The 17,274-nt window shown below is 50.4% G+C and carries 6 protein-coding genes; 1 reads left to right on the forward strand and 5 read right to left on the reverse strand.

Annotation, left to right across the window (positions count from 1 at the left end):
* Positions 1–16: 16 nt before the first annotated feature.
* From FTW16_RS15680 to FTW16_RS15690, 3 genes are read right to left on the reverse strand one after another with little or no spacing between them, the layout of a single operon-like run.
* The gene (locus FTW16_RS15680; RefSeq protein WP_146491749.1) at positions 17–6,172 is read right to left on the reverse strand and encodes a non-ribosomal peptide synthetase; all 6,156 of its coding nucleotides are present in this window, start codon (positions 6,170–6,172) and stop codon (positions 17–19) included.
* Positions 6,159–11,708, reverse strand: a complete 5,550-nt coding sequence (locus tag FTW16_RS15685) for a type I polyketide synthase (protein WP_146491750.1) — start codon at positions 11,706–11,708, stop codon at positions 6,159–6,161. The genes FTW16_RS15680 and FTW16_RS15685 overlap by 14 nt, the downstream gene beginning before the upstream one ends.
* Before the next feature lie 60 nt (positions 11,709–11,768).
* Positions 11,769–13,448: a non-ribosomal peptide synthetase gene (locus tag FTW16_RS15690; RefSeq protein WP_146491751.1), complete on the reverse strand. Its 1,680-nt coding sequence runs from the start codon at positions 13,446–13,448 to the stop codon at positions 11,769–11,771.
* 382 nt (positions 13,449–13,830) lie between these two features.
* Between FTW16_RS15690 and FTW16_RS15695 the strand changes: the two genes are divergently transcribed.
* Positions 13,831–14,577: a 4'-phosphopantetheinyl transferase gene (locus tag FTW16_RS15695; protein WP_186728080.1), complete on the forward strand. Its 747-nt coding sequence runs from the start codon at positions 13,831–13,833 to the stop codon at positions 14,575–14,577.
* A gap of 710 nt (positions 14,578–15,287) precedes the next feature.
* Here the strand turns inward: FTW16_RS15695 and FTW16_RS15700 are convergent.
* Both FTW16_RS15700 and FTW16_RS15710 read right to left on the reverse strand, forming a co-directional pair.
* The gene (locus tag FTW16_RS15700; protein WP_146491752.1) at positions 15,288–16,019 is read right to left on the reverse strand and encodes a class I SAM-dependent methyltransferase; all 732 of its coding nucleotides are present in this window, start codon (positions 16,017–16,019) and stop codon (positions 15,288–15,290) included.
* Between the two features lie 468 nt (positions 16,020–16,487).
* Positions 16,488–17,249: a transporter substrate-binding domain-containing protein gene (locus tag FTW16_RS15710; RefSeq protein WP_102434281.1), complete on the reverse strand. Its 762-nt coding sequence runs from the start codon at positions 17,247–17,249 to the stop codon at positions 16,488–16,490.
* Between the last annotated feature and the right edge of the window lie 25 nt (positions 17,250–17,274).

Below are 17,274 nucleotides of genomic sequence, written 5' to 3' on the forward strand. Positions count from 1 at the left end.
GTTGTTTTCCTTTTATTTATTCTTGAATAACCAACGATTGTTGCGTGAGTAATGGTTCACTGATTGTCGAACTTACCCCTTGTATCATGTCGATAAACGCGGTGAATAAACGTTCTAGCATGGAGTAAGAATATAGGTCCTGAGCTCCTTCCACGACGACAGAGCCGCGGCCATTGTTGATGAAGACCGTAAATACGGTATCGAATCGGCAGTAACGGTTGTCGAGCTCTAGCGACTGCCCTGCTGGTAATGGGGCGTTGTCCTGACCATGAAATGCGAAGACGTTCTGGACCAGAGGCGCATAATTGTAGCATCGACGTATACCGGAAATATATGAAATTGTTTGATTAACAGGTCGATGTGCCAGAAATGCACGATTGATGTGAATGCGCTCGCGGAGGTCGTTAACGTCGGTGTTCGTTTCTGAAACGGACACGCGAGTCGGGATCACATCGACAAAATAGCCGATGGTGTCCAACAAACCGATATCCACCCTTGGTGAGTACGGGAACCCGATGACGATATCAGCGCGTTTTGCCACCCGTGATGCGGCGGACTGATATAGGGCTAATGCGGTTTCAAATAGGGTGCCCTGTGCGGCGCTGGCCAGTTGTGTGAGCTGACATAACTCCTCGGGAGTGATATCGAATTGTTGGCGAAAGCCGAGATTACTAGGTAGATCACAGCGGTCGTTAGAGGTGAACTTAAGGATACCCTCGTAGCCTTCAAACTGATTCGTCCAAAATGCCTTAAGTGATTCGTCTTGTTCGGATGGGGGCGCGGTCATGACAGCCTCGCTATAATCCAAGAAGTCGTACCCTGCTGGGGGAATCCCCTGTTGGTGGTAGACATCAATCAATGCCCTGAACATAAACCGCATGCTCGCGTCATCGGCGATGATGTGGTGGATATTGATAAAGACGACCGACTGTTGTGTCTCTGCGATGGATAGAAGGTCGAAACGGATCAGCGGACCGAGCTGAAGATCAAAGGGGGTTTCAGCTAGGGTTTGGCACACTGCGATGGCGTCGCTTAACGTTTCAACAGAATGGACGGTGAGATCTATTTCCTGTGGCTCGCGAGCACTCATGTGCAGGTTATCCTGTTCATCGAAGGTTAACGCGACATTTAACACACGGCTATGACGCATCAGGATGTTTACCGCCTGTTGTAATGGTTGAGCGTGCAACGGTTTATCGAACAGCCGGGCTTGTGGAATGTTGTACAAAGCTTTGTGAACGGCGAACTCGTGCGAAAAATACAGGTTGAGTTGCGCGAGGGTCACAGGATACGTTGCCCGTTGGGAGTGACTCAGTACAAGCGATGCACCATGCCCCTCATGTGTCAGCGCTGAGTTATCGCTTAGCCATAACGCCAGTTCAGCTACGGTTTGATGACGCAAAAAATCAACAAAGCTAATGCTGTGTCCGGTCAGGGCGCTTAATCGATGAAGGACTTTGGATACCAATAATGAATGGCCGCCAATATCAAAAAATCGTGCGGTGACACAGAACTGGTCATCATCAATAAACTCTGTCCAACAACGGTGGATCAGGGCTTCCAGATCATTGCGAGGGAGAATCGACGCCTCACTCGCATCGAATTCATACTGGCTGAGGGCCCGTTGGTCCACCTTACCGTTGACAGTCAGGGGCAGGTGTTCGACAAAAACCAACCCTGATGGCACTTGAAAGGGTTCAAGAGTGTTGCGCAGGTAACTCATCACGGTGCTGCGCATATCAGCGACATTGACGTCAGCGTTGTTGGGAACTAGATACGCGACGATGTGTTTGTCCGGTTTTTCAACCACGCCAACGTGGGCATTTTTGACCAGAGGGTGAGCCAACAGAACGTGGTTGATGCCTGACAGTTCAACCCGATGGCCACGGATTTTGACCAAATGATCGCGTCGACCTATATATTCGATGTCACCTTGCGGGTTGTACCGAGCCAGATCGCCACTCATATACAAATAGCGACAACCGTCAAGCGAGTAAAACGGATTGAAGCAATACTTTTCCTGATTGAGCTCAGGTCGATTGTGGTAATTGGGTTTGAGCCAGGGGGCCCCAATGGCGATTTCGCCTACCTGACCGCATTGACTGGCATGACGCTCAGCCCCAAGTAGATAGACGTGTGTATCATTGATCGGCTGCCCGATAGGGACGCAGTGATGATGATCGCGTAATGACAGGATATCAAACCAGGTCGCAAAGGTGGTTGTTTCGGTAGGGCCATATCCATTGACGAACTGAGTAAGATGGCAGTGGGGGCTGGCAAGGAACGCGCGCACCGTATTGAGGTTAAGCGCATCCCCGCCAATTAACAGTCCGGTTAGGTGTCTCAAGGTTTGCGGACGAGTTGTGGCAATATCGTTGAACAGCGAGACCGTTAGCCAAGCCGTGTTGATACCTTGAAGAGCCAGTTGACGCGATAGTTTGGGGTAGTCGAGCAAGGTTTCTTTATCAACGACCGCACAACTCAGCCCATTGACCAAAGGGACAAATATTTCCAGCAGTGAGGCGTCAAACGCTGGAGATGAGGCGACAAGAAAACGCGTCTGTTGCGACATCTGAAGAAAGTTCGGCGATTGGGTGAGTCGCAAGATTGAATCAAGGCAGATTTCAACGCCCTTGGGTGTCCCCGTCGAGCCGGAGGTATATAGCAAACAGGCTTCGTTTTCACTGTCGCTGGAAGGCGCTGAGGTATAGCGGGTGAAGTGGAGAGGGCTGGCACCGACTGTCGTCAAGAGTGCGTCTGGCTGCTCTGTTGAACTCAGACCTATGCTGCCACCTAACCTCGCATCATCAATGATGAATTGCAGCCTTTGCTGAGGGTAGCGACGATCAAGCGGAACAAACGAACAGCCGTTTAGCAATAGCGCAAAGATGGTCACAATATACTCATAGCTAAGCTCAAGTTGAACGCCGATACGCTGCCCGCGGGTGATGCCAGCGTGAGTCAGTGCCAGTCTCAGTTGCTGTACGTCGTCACTCAACTGACGATAGGGGTAGTGGGTATCATGGGTCACGACAGCAATTTGTTGGTCAAGGGATGCCCACATGTTGCCCAGCGTTTCCAATACCAGCTCAGGACGATAAGCAGGCCCTTTTTTCGGTGCGTGTTCGCCAAGCGAATGAGGGGGACTCACTGTGAGGTCGACGGATTCGTTAAGCCTTTGAGTGAAGAGGGTGCAGATGCTGTCCACATATTCTGGGTAAAGAAAGTGCGGATTAAATTCAAATTCGATCTCGATGTGCTGGTTGACGACAAAACAATGCGCAAACAGATCAAAACGCGCACTGACGGTCGGCAAAGGGAAAAACTGACTGTCACAGTGAGCGAGTGTTAACCCTCGGTCGTGCCCGGTATTTTGTAGGGCAATCCCAACTTGTAAGCGATCCAGATTGATTGAGGACTGATGCAGGTTCAGATGCTGTTGGATTTCATCAAGATAGGCTCCGGCATGACTCAGACAGTGCTGTAATGTCTGGTGGGCGGAGAGGGCATCGCTGTCACGCTGATAGCGAAAAGGAATGGTATTGACGAACATACCTATGGTGTCCGCAAAGCCTTCTCGATTGGCGGTGGGAATGGCTAAAACCACCTCTTCCAACGCAGAAAACTGACACAGGGCTTCGCCAAAGTGATGGGTTAACAGACTGAAAAGGCTAATTTTTTGTTCTTTAGCCTGAGCGAGTAACTTTTCACTCAGCTCACTTGGGAGTGAGACACGATGTGGGGGGATAAAAGACGATTGCGCGTCCGCCTGTGGCAGAGGTCGGGCGGCTTTGGGCAGCACGTCTGGTAAGCGACAATCAATCAGGTGCTGGCGCCAAAAAGCCAGATCGGCTTCCAGCGCGGACGAACAGCGCTGGTTAGCCATGGTTAGACAATACGCTTGATAGTCGTGCTGAACGGTGTCACTGAGCGGGTACCCCTTATGCAGACAATCATAATGATCACTGATGGCCTGCAGCAGCAGTTGGACCGACCAACCGTCCAAAATCAGATGGTTCGAGAACAACAGTAAGATGTGCTGGCTGGGGCCAGTGGTCAGTAAACGCACACGCAGCATCGGCCCGTGGTGCAGATCGAATGGCGTGGCGATTTCTTGCTCGAACGTGGACCGCCAGTCTGAGTCACTCAGGGCCTGAAAATCCAGCGCATGCTGAACCGGTTCCAATTGGACTTCACCGTTGCGATCGACAAACCGACAACTAAAGATGCCGTGCTGACTGACCGTATGCTGGCAGGCTGATTGGAAACGCTGATGATCGATGTCACCGCTCAGGGCATAGCCTAAGGCGATCACATTGTCTAATGGGCGCAACTGTTCAACGTACCAGAGACGGCGTTGAGCGGGGGAAATCGGCCAGGTTTTCTCCTGGGCAAATGACGTTGGCGAAGCCGCAGAGCGGTGGATGTCTAGTCGCTCAATCTGCGCTGTCAGAGCTTGAATACTCGGGTTGTCCAAAACCTGCTTGACGGTCAGTTTGATATTGAACTCTTCGTTCAACGCGTTGAGCAATTGGTAGATCTGTAATGAGTTTCCGCCTAGCTCAAAGAAACTGCGAGTGGTCGGAATGTCTGAGTCCTTGGTGTCCAGCACACTCTGATACAAGGCGTGTACCTTCTCTCCAATGGTACCCGTTGGCGCCAGCGGGCTTGAACCGTGAGACGCGCATGGACGAATGTGGTCTTCAATAGCCTCAATATCCAGTTTACCGTTTCGTGTCAGAGGGATCGCGCTCAATAAGACAAATCGCTCAGGGATCATGTAGGCGGGGAGGACTTCGGCAACGTCCTGACGTAACTGACGCTCTTGTTCGATGCTGTTGTCCGCGACTTCGATGTAGGCGACTAATCTTTCATTCAGTGTCGTCTTATCACAGCGCACATAGCACTGCTGAACAACCGTCTGCTGATGAAAGGCTTCTTCGACCTGAGTGAGATTGACACGCAGACCACGGACTTTGACTTCGTGATCCTTGCGGCTGACGAATTCTAAGTTCCCACACGGTAGCCGGCGCACCAGATCCCCGGTGCGGTAGTGTCGTTCGCCGTTATAAATAAAAAATTTGCGCTCGGTTTCATGTGGGCAGGTATAGCCTCGCGCTAAGCCAAGCCCTCGGGTGATCAACTCGCCGATCTGCCCGCCAGTGACGGCTTGGTTGTGCTCGTCGATGATGGCCACTTCCGTCCCTGTGATCGCACGGCCGATAGGCACACTGGTGTGACTATCGCTGAGCCCGAAAATATCGAAGGTGGTGGTGAAGGTCGTGTTTTCGGTCGGGCCATAGCCATTGAGGAAGGTGTCTAGCTGACAGTGGTCGCTGCGCAGGAACTTGCGTACCAGATCAAGATTGAGCGCGTCGCCGCCGATCATCAGCGTCTTTAGTGTGGATAACGCTTGTGGGTGGCGCGTGACCAGGGTGTTGAACAGTGCCACGGTCAACCAAAGGGTGCTGACATTACCGATGTTGATTTGGCGTTCAAACTGTTCAAAATCGAGCACATCCTGCTTCGCGATCACATAGATCTGCGCGCCATTAAGCAAGGGCAGCCAAATCTCAAGTGTCGAGGCGTCAAAGCCAATCGACGAACAGTGTGCGATGACGTCCTGAGTCTGACACGTGATGTTGTCACTATTACTGACCAGACGAAGTACGCCCGCATGTTCGATTTCGACCCCTTTTGGCCGCCCCGTCGATCCAGACGTATACATGATATACGCCAGCGGCGCCGAGGCGGGCTCAATCTCGGGCGTGGTTGTCGTGTCGTGCTGGTGTAAATCGTCATAAATATAGACAGGCACAGGGGGTTGGCTGAGAGGGCGAGCACTGATGATACAGGTCGCGCGACTGTCCTGGGCGATATACGTCAGTTGTGACTCCGAGAAACTATCGTCCACTGGCAGATAGGGACGCCCTGTTTTCAGGATGGCCAGCATGCTTACCACCGCAGCGACGCTGCGGTGCATAGAAACCATCACGGGCTCAGAACCATGAGGGTGGTGATTGAGGATCGCATTGGCGACCCGGTTGGCGGCGGCATCCAACTCGCCGTAGCTGAGTTGCTGATCGCCATCTGCGATGGCGATATCGTGGTAATGGCGTTGAACGACGTCAGCGAACTGGTGATGAATAAGATGCCTGTCACGACTGTACATGGTGGTCCCCAAAGAAATTAACGAGTTCTAAATATTCGACTAAGTGCGGGATAAATTGCTCAGGTTGCGGGAAGTTCAGCCCTTTAGCCTGCAATAACGCGTGCGTGTTATCGACGATGACATTGCCATAATCTGGAGCAATGATGTCGTCATCCGAGTTGTCGCTGAGGTAATAGGACAGGATGGGGTACAAGGCGTTATTGTGATCAGCATTGTGGGTCGCTTGTTGTCGCCATTCAGGCAGAGAGACCCCTTCTATTTGGTATCCTCGCGCCGCCAGGTGGTGAAACAGGTCATTCATTTGGGCCACGTAAGGGGTGGGCAGGTTGTAGACCTTGTTTTGATTGGCCAGACAGATGGTGACAATCAGTTCTGACATGAAATCGACGGGGGTGATGTTAATTTCATTGTCGATGACAGGGTAGCTGCCGAGCTGAAGACAGCCTTTCACATACAGCCAGATATGATCGTTTTCGGCATTGAAGGTCCCATGTAATGAATGACCCACAAGGCTTGAAGGACGGACGACATTGACCGAGAAGCCGCGTTCCATTGCTTGCTCTAGCAAGACTTCCGTTGCCCATTTGGAGCGCGCGTACCCATTAAGGTGCTTAGCGGGTTGGATTGCCCGAGTTGGCAACGACTCCACATAGTGGTTGTGACGGTCGAGTTCTGACACACAGGCCAGAGTCGACACAAAGTGAATGTGCTTGTGGCGACACTCGGCGGCGATCTCAAGGACGGAAAGCATGCTTAAGGTGTTGCTGGCTTTGAGTGTCGCGTAGTCGAGGATGTGGTTGACGTGAGCGGCGTTGTGCAGCACATCGGTGATTTCCTGACTGAGTTGCTCGTAGCAGGAAGGGGCCAATCCCAACTTTGGCTCAGCGACATTACCGCACACTACGCGGAGTTTTGTGCTGTCGGTGTCAGGGGCAAAGCGATCCAACTGAGCGAGCATACGTTGCATCGCGTGAGCGTTATCTTCGGCTCGGACTAACGCCACCACGTGAGTGACATCGGGTCGGTGTAAGAGCTGGGCGACCAAGTTAACACCGAGTAGCCCCGTGGCTCCTGTCACCAGAAAGACGCGATCGTCGGTCTCGGCTGGAGCCGACACTGGCCAGAGATCGGCGCGAAGACGTAAGTCATCGTAGTGCTCGGATTCGGACTCGCAGTGACGCCCACAAATCAAATCCGCCAGATGATTTATGGTCGGGGCGTCAATGAACTCACTGAGAGAAACAGTAAAGTCGAGGGCTTGCTTGACGCGTTTTGCCAACTGGGTGAAGACCAATGAATCTCCGCCGCACTCGAAGAAATGGCTATCGCCTGTCACATCAGTGCTGTCCAAGAGCTCCTCAAACAGAGAGGTCAGAGTGTTTACCACGGCGCCGCGATCTCGCTGGACGGAGGACGAAGCGGCCAGCAGATCAATGGTATGACTCAGGGTCGGCTCATTCATAAAGGCATGAAGCGGCAGCGTCATTGCGAGTTGAGAGCGGATTTCGGCGACCAGCGTAGAGAAGACCACCGACTCTCCGCCCATGTCAAAGAAATTGCGATTAGGCTCAATGTGGTCGACACCAAGCAGGTGGCAAAAAATGTCGGTGACCTTGCGCTCGATCGTTTCCCTCGAGAGGGCATTGGTTGAGGCGTCTGGGTTAGCCACCGCATGAGAGGCCCATTCCGAGAGGCGAGGATAGATATCATGGGTTGAGGCAACGCAATGTGACAAAGAGAGATGATCAAACACCCAGGAGAACGCGTTATCACAGTCCTGATGATTGATGGCTAATGCTTTGATTTCCGGCGAGAGTGTTGGGTCATCTTGGAGGTCCCAACCATCCCAGGAGATACTCATCCAACGCGTTGGTTGGTGCGAGCGAGTGACGACAAAGTCGTTCATAAACTGGTTGGCGTAGGCATAAACACCAAGATTAAAGCCGCCGAGTTGGGTGGAAATCGAAGACATTAACAGGCAAAAGTCTGGTTGATACTTATCACACAGCGATGCCAGAACCAGAGTACCGTCGACTTTGGCCTGATAGTGTTGAGCGATCGTCGACGTGGCGCTAGAGAATACGGGGTTGAGCCCCTCCAAGGCGGTGTAGGCAGCACAGTGAATGACACCATGCAGCGGTCCAAACTGATCATTGAACCCCGCCACTTTACTCATCAGTGTGGGGCCGTCTGCGACGTCAACATTGGCATAATGCACGCGAGGTGAATCGAGCAGCGCCGAGAGTGCCTGACGGTTCTCTAGTGGGTTCGTCAGGGCTTGAGGCAGGTCTGAGAGTAAGGCGACGACCTGCGAGCCTGGCTTACGTCCAGTGAGCACGACCTCAAGCTGAGTGTGCTCGATAAGGTATCGGGCCCAGCTCAAGCCTATTTTGCCCAACCCTCCGGTGATCATCACATAGCCGTTGCGTTGCCAGACGTAGGGTTCGCAACTGGCCTGAACGGGAACCAACGTCTTATGCCAGACAGACTGTTCGTCGACATAAACAGATGAGGCATGTTGGGTGAGCGCATCTAGATCCGTGGTGAGGATCCGCTCGTCGTCGGGTTGATGACCGATGAGACGTACGGTGAGGTGTGGCGCTTCTTGCGCAATGACCGTGATTAAACTGCTGAGTGCGCGTTGGTAACACTCGGATAACTCGTGACTCATCGTTGGATGGGCGACTTGCACAAGGATATAGCAAGTCTTAATGTCATCGGCGGTCAAGCGTTCCAGTTGCTCAAGAAAGGCAGATAACTGCGACGGAGTGATGTTCTCTCCGGCGTGAAAGCCGCGATAGATCAGCTGACCTTCACGTTGGTACCAGCCTGAGTAGTGTGCGACAGAAGACATTGAGCCTGCCGACCGCGTTGGCCTAGGATGGCATAGCCAACTGTCTTGATAAAACCATTGGTCGACTGTGCGTTTAAGTCCAGAGTCTGAGGACACAGGGGCTGGGGATTGATAAAACTCAGTCTGGTTAAAGCCAGGCCCTGGCAGGTTGCACTTTTGCCATGTCAAAGGTGGCAGGGAAGCCCAGGCCATCGTTCCGCCAAGAGACCAGAATTGGCCAAGGAAGTCGGTTAAAGCAGGGGCGTCGAGTCGGTCGGGCACCTTGAGTAGCACCGTCGACAATTCCGCCTTGTGCGCGATGAACATATTGGTCATCGAAGGACTGACGCCAATATCGGTCAATACACAGCGTGATGTATTTAACGCACGTAAGATTCCGGTCATCTGGACAGGCTGAAGCAGTTGCTCGATCCAGTATTCTGGGTTGGCGACGCGACGAAAAGCGACTTTTTTCCCTTTTAAGTTCGAGTAGAGATGGCCTTTCACTGAATGATAGGTGAGCGAAGTCAGGACTTCCCGTAACGGCGCCACGGCGCGGGAAAGCATCGGGTTGTGAAAGGCTTTATTGGTCTGGAGGATTTTGCAGCGAATCGCGTCTTTCTGCAGCCTGTCGGCTAATTGATGGACGGCTTGGGTTTCACCGGCCATGACCGTCATGTGTTCGCCATTGAACGCAGCAATGGTCAGCGTGCCTGATAAATACTGACGGGCACGGGCTTCGCCAGCGAAGATCGCGATCATCGCCCCCTCGTCACACGCTTGGATATGAGACGCTCGGCAGGCTATTAAACGCACCGCATCCTCCAGTGACCAAAGTCCAGCAATCGCAGCCGCTATCCACTCGCCAAGGCTGTGGCCAATGTAAGACTGGAACGAGACCCCTTGTTGTTTCAGTGTATGGGCCAGAGCGTATTGGATGGAAAACAGGATCGGTTGGGCGTATAGAGTCATCCGAGACTGCAGATCGGGGTCATAGTCAGGCTCCAGGGCGACGCGTTTGAGGTCCGCTGGCATACCGGGCTCACGCTCAAACAACGCGATGCACTGATCGAAGAGTTCGCGAAAGCGGGCACAGTGTTCGTACCTGCTCAGTGCCGCGCCCTGAATGGCGGCGCCTTGACCTTCGACCACCAGAACCGACTCTGGGTGAGAGATCGCGTGCACGACCTCCCGGCTCGGTGCTCTCAATGACTGGATAAGTTGTGGCACGGAGTCGGCGATATGATAGCGACGGTAAGGTTCATCGAGTCGACACTGTCTTTGGGTGCCTGTGATATCGGCGATGGTCGCCTCAGGATGGCATTCGAGCCAGTCGGCCAGCTTCAGCTCCTGGGTGGCCAGAGTACTATTGTGACGGCTGCTCAGTGGCACGGTATAAGGCTCAGCCTGAAGTAGGGGCTGGGGCTGGCGTGTGTCTGGTGAGGCCGACAGGATCAGGTGACAGTTGGTGCCCCCCATGCCAAATGAACTGACGGCCGCGTTTTGTTGCTGAGCCGGGTAAGCTGCGTTACTGGTCGGAACATAGAAGGGTTTCTCCTCCATCCTGAGTTCGGGATTGTAGGCTTCGAGGTAGGGTGACCCGAGCATCACATTGTGTTTCAGGGACAGGGCCACTTTGATCAAACCTGCGACACCGGCGGCGGTATCGGTATGGCCAATGTTCCATTTCACGCTACCTAATGCGTACTGTGTATCGGGTGTAGCTGACGGGTAACGACTGGCCAAAGCTTCGACTTCAATCGGGTCTCCGAGCGTCGTTGCCGTACCATGACATTCGATAAACGCGATGTCAGAGGGGGTTAACCCACTGGACGACAGGGCGCGTTCAATGACTTCGACCTGACCATCGATACTTGGCGCGGTGTAACCCACCTTGCGCGTACCGTCGTTATTGGTGGCTCCCCCTTTGATCAGGGCGTAAATAGGGTCATTATCGCGTAAGGCATCAGACAAACGTTTCAACACCACCACTCCGACGCCGCTGGCAGGCACGGTTCCGTCACTGTCAGCGGAAAAAGGCAGGCAGCGACCTTGCTTCGATAGGACACTGCCTTCCATGTACTCATACCCTTGCCCATGGGGAGTAATGATGCTGGCTCCGCCTGCTAAAGCGAGATCACTTTCTCCGGTGATAAGACTTTGGCACGCCTGATGGACCGCCACTAACGATGAGGAGCACGCAGTAGAAATGGTATAGGCAGGACCCTGTAAGTTGAGTTGGTAGGCGATCTGGGTTGCAACACAATGATGGCTGTTGCCTAAGGCCAGTGAGTATTGCAAGTGATTGTCTTTCTGATAGGGAGAATGAGCCAAACAGTGGGCGTAATACTGATTGGCGCCCACACTGAGGAAAGAGCCGATACGATTGTTGGCTTGGTGTTCAACCACATTGGCATCGGCCAGGGCCAGAACGCTGTGTTCTAATAGTTTGCGATGTTGCGGATCCATGAATTTGGCATCGCGAGGGGACAGGTTGAAGTAAGCCGCGTCAAAATGGTAAGGGGTATCCAGCTCCCCCTCAGCGGCGACTCGGCCGGCGTTGACTGAGCCGCTCGGCAGATCGGTGGCGACGTGATGATTCACCAGCAATTGCCAGTAATGATCTTTGTCCTCTGCCCCAGGAAAAGCGCAAGAAATGCCGACAATGGCGACATCGGTGACGTTGTTAGTATTTGAAATCATAATTATAAAAGTTGTCGTAGTAGATGGGCGCTGCAGGCATTGGACCAACAGCGCATGTAATCACTGTTCAATCAGGCTATCGATCAATTCGGCTTGTTCAGAGACGGTCGTGTGGGCGAAGAGGTCACTGACCTTCACGTCGAGGCTGAATTGCTTATTCAGCTCGCGCTGCAGCTTGAGCAGCAGCACCGAATTTCCGCCACATTCAAAGTACCTGTCGTCCAAATCTATCGCTGGGTTACCGAGTAGCTTGCGCCAGATGGTCAGGATAAGATCAGCGCTGTCCTCACTGGATTGCGTGTCGCAATGACGTTCATGGAGATGATGATGCAGTGCCGGGACGTCAATCTTGCCATGCGGCGTGAGGGGAAACTGCGCCACTTTTACGATCTGAGTTGGGCACATGTACGCAGGGAGGATGGCGTTTAAACGGTGCCGTATCGCGAGTTCATCGAGAGGGGTTTGGCAGAAAAACGTCACTAACTCACCGTTCAATTGTGTGGTGACAGATTGCAAGTGATCGTCACAAGATTGGAGAGCGCGATCAATTTCGTTGAGATTAACGCGGTAGCCATTGTGTTTGATCGTGTTGCCAACCCGGTGAGAGTAGACCAATTGGCCGTCAGCGTTCCACATCGCCATATCTGCAGTTTTGAAATAGCGAGTCCCGTCAATCGTCATGAAGCTTTGCTGAGTCAGGGAATCATCGTGTAGATAGCCTTCCGAAACGCAGGGCCCGCCAATGTAGATTTCCCCGATCTGATTAGGGGTTGTGATGGCCTGGCCATGTTGGTCGAGGAGCAAAAGGGTGCTGTTTGAGAGTGGCTGGCCTAACGGAAGGGGGGCTTGCCATTGCTGGCAGTGATGGGACACGTTCCACACTGACGTTTCAGAGGGCCCATAGCAATGTACTAACTCAAAGTCATAGTTCGTAAAGTCCTGTTTGAGCGCATTTGACTTCACTTCCTCGCCACCAAAGTAAAGTCGACGGAACGTCGGCTGGTGGATGAAGTGATTCAAGACCCCGAGATTGACCAGAGCTGTTGTGACAAAAGCCATCGTGATGTGATGTCGTTCAATCGCTTGTTTGAGTGCCGGGGCATTGAGCAGCGTTTTTTCTGGCAACAGGCACAGAGTGCCTCCATTGAGCAGCATGACCCAGAGTTCAAACTGAAAGGCATCGAAGGCGATCGAGGATAACTGTGGCATACAGTCAGTCGGAACGATATCACTATGGGTATCGATAAAACTCAAAATATTGGTGTGGCTGAGTTTGACGCCTTTCGGCTCGCCAGTCGAACCGGAAGTAAAAATCACGTTCATGATCGGGCTAGGGGGGTCAATCAGCGCTGGCGCGGTGTGAAGTGGCTCAACGAGCAGTAACGAATAGTCGAGCGTCAAGTCGACCGTCAGAGCGAGGGGCTGGTGGGTAATGACAGCGCGAGATTGCGATTTATCAACAATATATTGCTTACGCTGTTGAGGATAGGTGGTGTCTAAGCAGACATAGGTGCCGCCTGCCTTCAGCACACCCAATATCGAGACAACCAATTCAATGGATGACGGAAAGTGGAGCACAATAAGCTGGCCAGAGAGCCCCTGACTCACCAACGACTGAGCAACCAAGGCGGCGCGATGATTCAGTTGTTGGTAGGTCAGTTGTTCCTGTTCACTGCTCAGAGCGACCTTATTGGGCTGGGCGGCGACGATTTGGTTAAATCTCTTGATCACTGATGACATGTTCGATCCTAGCTACTGGTTTTGTTCATCATCAATTCCTTAAGTTATATGAGCTGACGACGTTGATTGAAGTTATTTATCGGTAATTAATGTATCTGGCACGTGCGTATGGGGTTGAGAGACGACTCTTAGAGAACGCTGTGTGCGGATTAACTTATATTATTGAAATTGTTAATAATTATTGAGGTTATTCTCCTCCCTAACAGTGCTCGCGCATCATCCATGCTCATAACAAAATGGTCAACGTTGCATATCAATTAGTTTGATATTGGTCCGATTTTGGACGAAGGGTTACCTATTTGTCTTGTCCATGAAAAAACATGGCTTGATGGCCATCGTATTGAGCAGTATGGTCGGGCTTTTATGTTCGAATTGGTGAGTTATGTATCGTGATTTTCTGAACCGTTTGGATTCTGTACCCGCGTCGAAAGCGGGAATCTCGCACATTGAACGCTATATCGCTCAGAGTGGGAGGGCGGTGTTGTCTCAATGTCATTTTGCTCTCCCTGATTGCGACCCTGAATTAGCGGCGACGCTCAATATTACTCTCCCCCTATCCGTACAACGAAGCGTAGCAAAGCGCCAGGCAGAGTTTATTGCTGGAAGGTACATGGCCAGTTTAAGTATGTCGGTCTTGTCAGTGGTTGAGCAGAAGGTCTTGATTGGTTCTCATCGAGAGCCACTGTGGCCACAAGACATGACTGGGGCCATATCCCATACCGGCGCTCATGCTGTGGCGCTGGTTGCAGAGCAGGCGGTTCACCCTTTTGTCGGTATCGATGTCGAACATTGGCTAGATGCGGTTACGGCAGCTGAGATAGAGTCGCAAATCTGTCAGGGGCGTGAATTGATGCTTTTGATCGAGCAAGGGTTGAAGCGTGAGGAGGCAACCTCGCTGATTTTTTCGGCCAAAGAGAGCTTGTTCAAAGCGACGTTTCCTTTAATAGGTCGGTATTTTGGGTTTGAAAGCGCCTGTGTCGTCGAGTTTGATAGGACCGACCAAACACTCGTTCTGGCGCTTGAGCCGTCTCTTGCACGGCACTGCTTAGGACAAAACTTATTTCGATGCGAGTGTTTTTTACAGGCGTCAACGGTGACAACTGTTATCTTAAGTTCTTCTCGTAGATAGTAGCTTTAGCGTTAACACATTATTTTCAATATCTATATATTGCCTGGGGTTTATGATTGATATCATATGTGCAGCCTAGCACGCTGACTGCTGCGCTGTTGGCAGTACACACCGAATGCAGAAGAAATTAAGCTTGTGCTAGAACAAGCTTAATTTCTAGCTGACGGTTGCTATAAGTACTTACAAATGCAAAGTTTAACCTTACTGTTTGAATACCTATGCATAACTTGTCCAATGTAAAACCAGATTGTGGCATCTTTTGATTAATAAAAGTTATCACAAAGGAATAAACTAGGTCTCTCATCTAACCAATAAATGTCCAAAAGTTTGTTACACACATGTCGATTATGTTTGTCGATTATGTCCTGCTAGAGGATTAATTGGAGCGTAGTAAATTTACTACGTTGAATCTTAGTCGTTGTTCAAATTTGCAGACTTTCGATGCAATGTTATGCGAACTTATGCTGCAAATAGTATTGTAAGTCTTTGATGTTTTGTTCGAGTTATGCTGACTTATCCTGCAAGCATCACCTTTAAAAAAGCCGTTACTTATTTATGTAGCGGCTTTTTGCTATCTGAAGTTTGTACAATGCTTGAGAACTTACCCGCTATTAATGTGTTCGCGACATGTCATTATTTTGCATCTTGATAGCACCTCAGCTTCAGCTTCAAAGACGTCTCTTATGTGGCGCCTGGGTCAGTAAAGGAGTTCACTCTTTTTTTGCAATCAATAAACCCACATTCTGATCTTTAAGGTGCAACAGCCTTGTCTTTACTTGACTTAGATTTCCGAAAGAATAGAAAGGTATATGAACAATTACCTTAAAGCCGGCTTCCAAAAGCATATCATGCCAAGTCTCTCTACTATTGAAGCAAACCCCCACGCCAGCCGTATTGGCACCCAACTTACTGGTGATTGGAGCTAGTGCTTTTGAAGCGGTCGTGTGGTAAATCAATTTGCTCGGCAAGTTACGGACTAAGGCCCCTTCATAAAAGTTTTCGAATATCACTACAAGTCCATCTGATGACAAGTGCTTGAACGCTTTGTCTAACGCTTGTTGCTGAATATTCTTGGTGGCTTCATATGAGTCACTGATGAAGTGGTGCAGTACCCAGTTAAATTGAATGATGTCGTAGGGAATAACTAATTCAAGATCTTGAAACAATGAGCACTTTAGCTCTTTGTTAGGGTGACCGCGATTTTTCTCCAGTAGTGTTTCTTCGGGTTCGACCAAGGTGACTCTTGAGTTAGTGTAATGAGACAATATCTTGTCAGCATAGACCCCGTTTCCTCCTCCGATATCCAACAAGTGAAATGGTTGGCGTGTTGGGTAAAGCATATCTAATTGTTTGATTAATATTTCAAACATTTTCGGATCAATGTATTCAGTGTCAAAAGATGTCGTTTGCTCTGAATGAAGTTTACGAACGCTATTTTCCATAGATGCTCCTTATTTATTTAGATACGAAGCATTTTTCGAGCCACGACGTTGTGCTTGAAATATAAGGCTTTTTCTTACAGCTAAGATTGGAGTGAAGCGTTTAGTTCAATTTGAAAGTCAAAATGCGACTAAAGGAAGATGAACGATAAAGCAGGGTATACAGAGCCTACTTTGTTTATGTCTTTACCATGAAGAATTGCTTGTTTTAACCAGTGACTCTAGCCCTTACTTGGTTCACTGTTCCTCAATGAGTCGTTAGAAGTGATTCACTTTGTTGGGATGTTGTTGATCGCCATTGGTTTGTCTGCCATCGATGGAAGATTGTGGCGCCGTATTAAGTTGGCAAAGGCTTGAGTTTAGTTTAATGGGCAAGGCACGATTGACCTTGCCATCATTAGTTAAAAATATTGCTGTGTTTACAATCAAAAGATACACAATCGCAGTCAGCAAGATTTGAAAGCCATCATACTATTCGTAAATACTGTATGAAAAATACTTACTTGCGATTTTTTGATGCTGACCATTGTCGATCAAGCGTTGTATACCGTCATCAATAAGATCTTTGAGTTCATTATCTTGTTTTCGTACCGCTACACCAATACCACGACCGAACCATTTTTCTTCTGTAAATTTAGGGCCTGTAAAGTGATAGTCTTTACCCTGATCAGTTTCAAGAAAGCCCGCATTGAGCCCCATAGAACCACCAAACACGGTATCGAGACGGCCGTTGAGTAAATCGGTAAAGGCTTCGTCGAATGAGCCATAACGTTTAATGTCTACATCAGGGTAGATTTCAGAAAGGTACTTATCACCGATTGTTGCACGTTGAACCCCGATAGTTAGGTCATTCAAGCTGTCGTCATTCATATTGATCTCTCGATCTTTCTTCATCACGAAACGAGTTGGGACTTTGGCGTATGGGATGGTGAAGTTAACTTTCTTTTCACGCTCTTCGGTAATCGTCATTGCTGCAATTATCGCATCGTTCTTACGACTCAAGAGCGAAGGGATAATACCGTCCCAATCTGTTTTGGAGATGATGCACTTTACCCCTAATTCGATACAAAGCGCGTTGGCTAAATCGACCTCAAAACCTTCAAGCTGACCATCTTGCGTTGTCCAGCTGAATGGTGGGTAAGCTCCTTCAACAGTAAAACGAATTTGCTTCCAATCCTTTGCGTATGTGAACACAGAGAAAACACTGACGAATGCAACAAGTATCCATTTCATTTGTTATTTCCTTATAGTAATAATG

Source organism: Vibrio sp. T20 (genome assembly GCF_007858795.1).
GTDB lineage: Bacteria > Pseudomonadota > Gammaproteobacteria > Enterobacterales > Vibrionaceae > Vibrio > Vibrio satsumensis.

Coding starts and splice junctions, on each gene's coding strand:
- FTW16_RS15680 (WP_146491749.1), bottom strand. CDS start 6,172: ATGTACAGTCGTGACAGGCATCTTATTCATCACCAGTTCGCTGACGTC.
- FTW16_RS15685 (WP_146491750.1), bottom strand. CDS start 11,708: ATGATTTCAAATACTAACAACGTCACCGATGTCGCCATTGTCGGCATT.
- FTW16_RS15690 (WP_146491751.1), bottom strand. CDS start 13,448: ATGTCATCAGTGATCAAGAGATTTAACCAAATCGTCGCCGCCCAGCCC.
- FTW16_RS15695 (WP_186728080.1), top strand. CDS start 13,831: ATGTATCGTGATTTTCTGAACCGTTTGGATTCTGTACCCGCGTCGAAA.
- FTW16_RS15700 (WP_146491752.1), bottom strand. CDS start 16,019: ATGGAAAATAGCGTTCGTAAACTTCATTCAGAGCAAACGACATCTTTT.
- FTW16_RS15710 (WP_102434281.1), bottom strand. CDS start 17,249: ATGAAATGGATACTTGTTGCATTCGTCAGTGTTTTCTCTGTGTTCACA.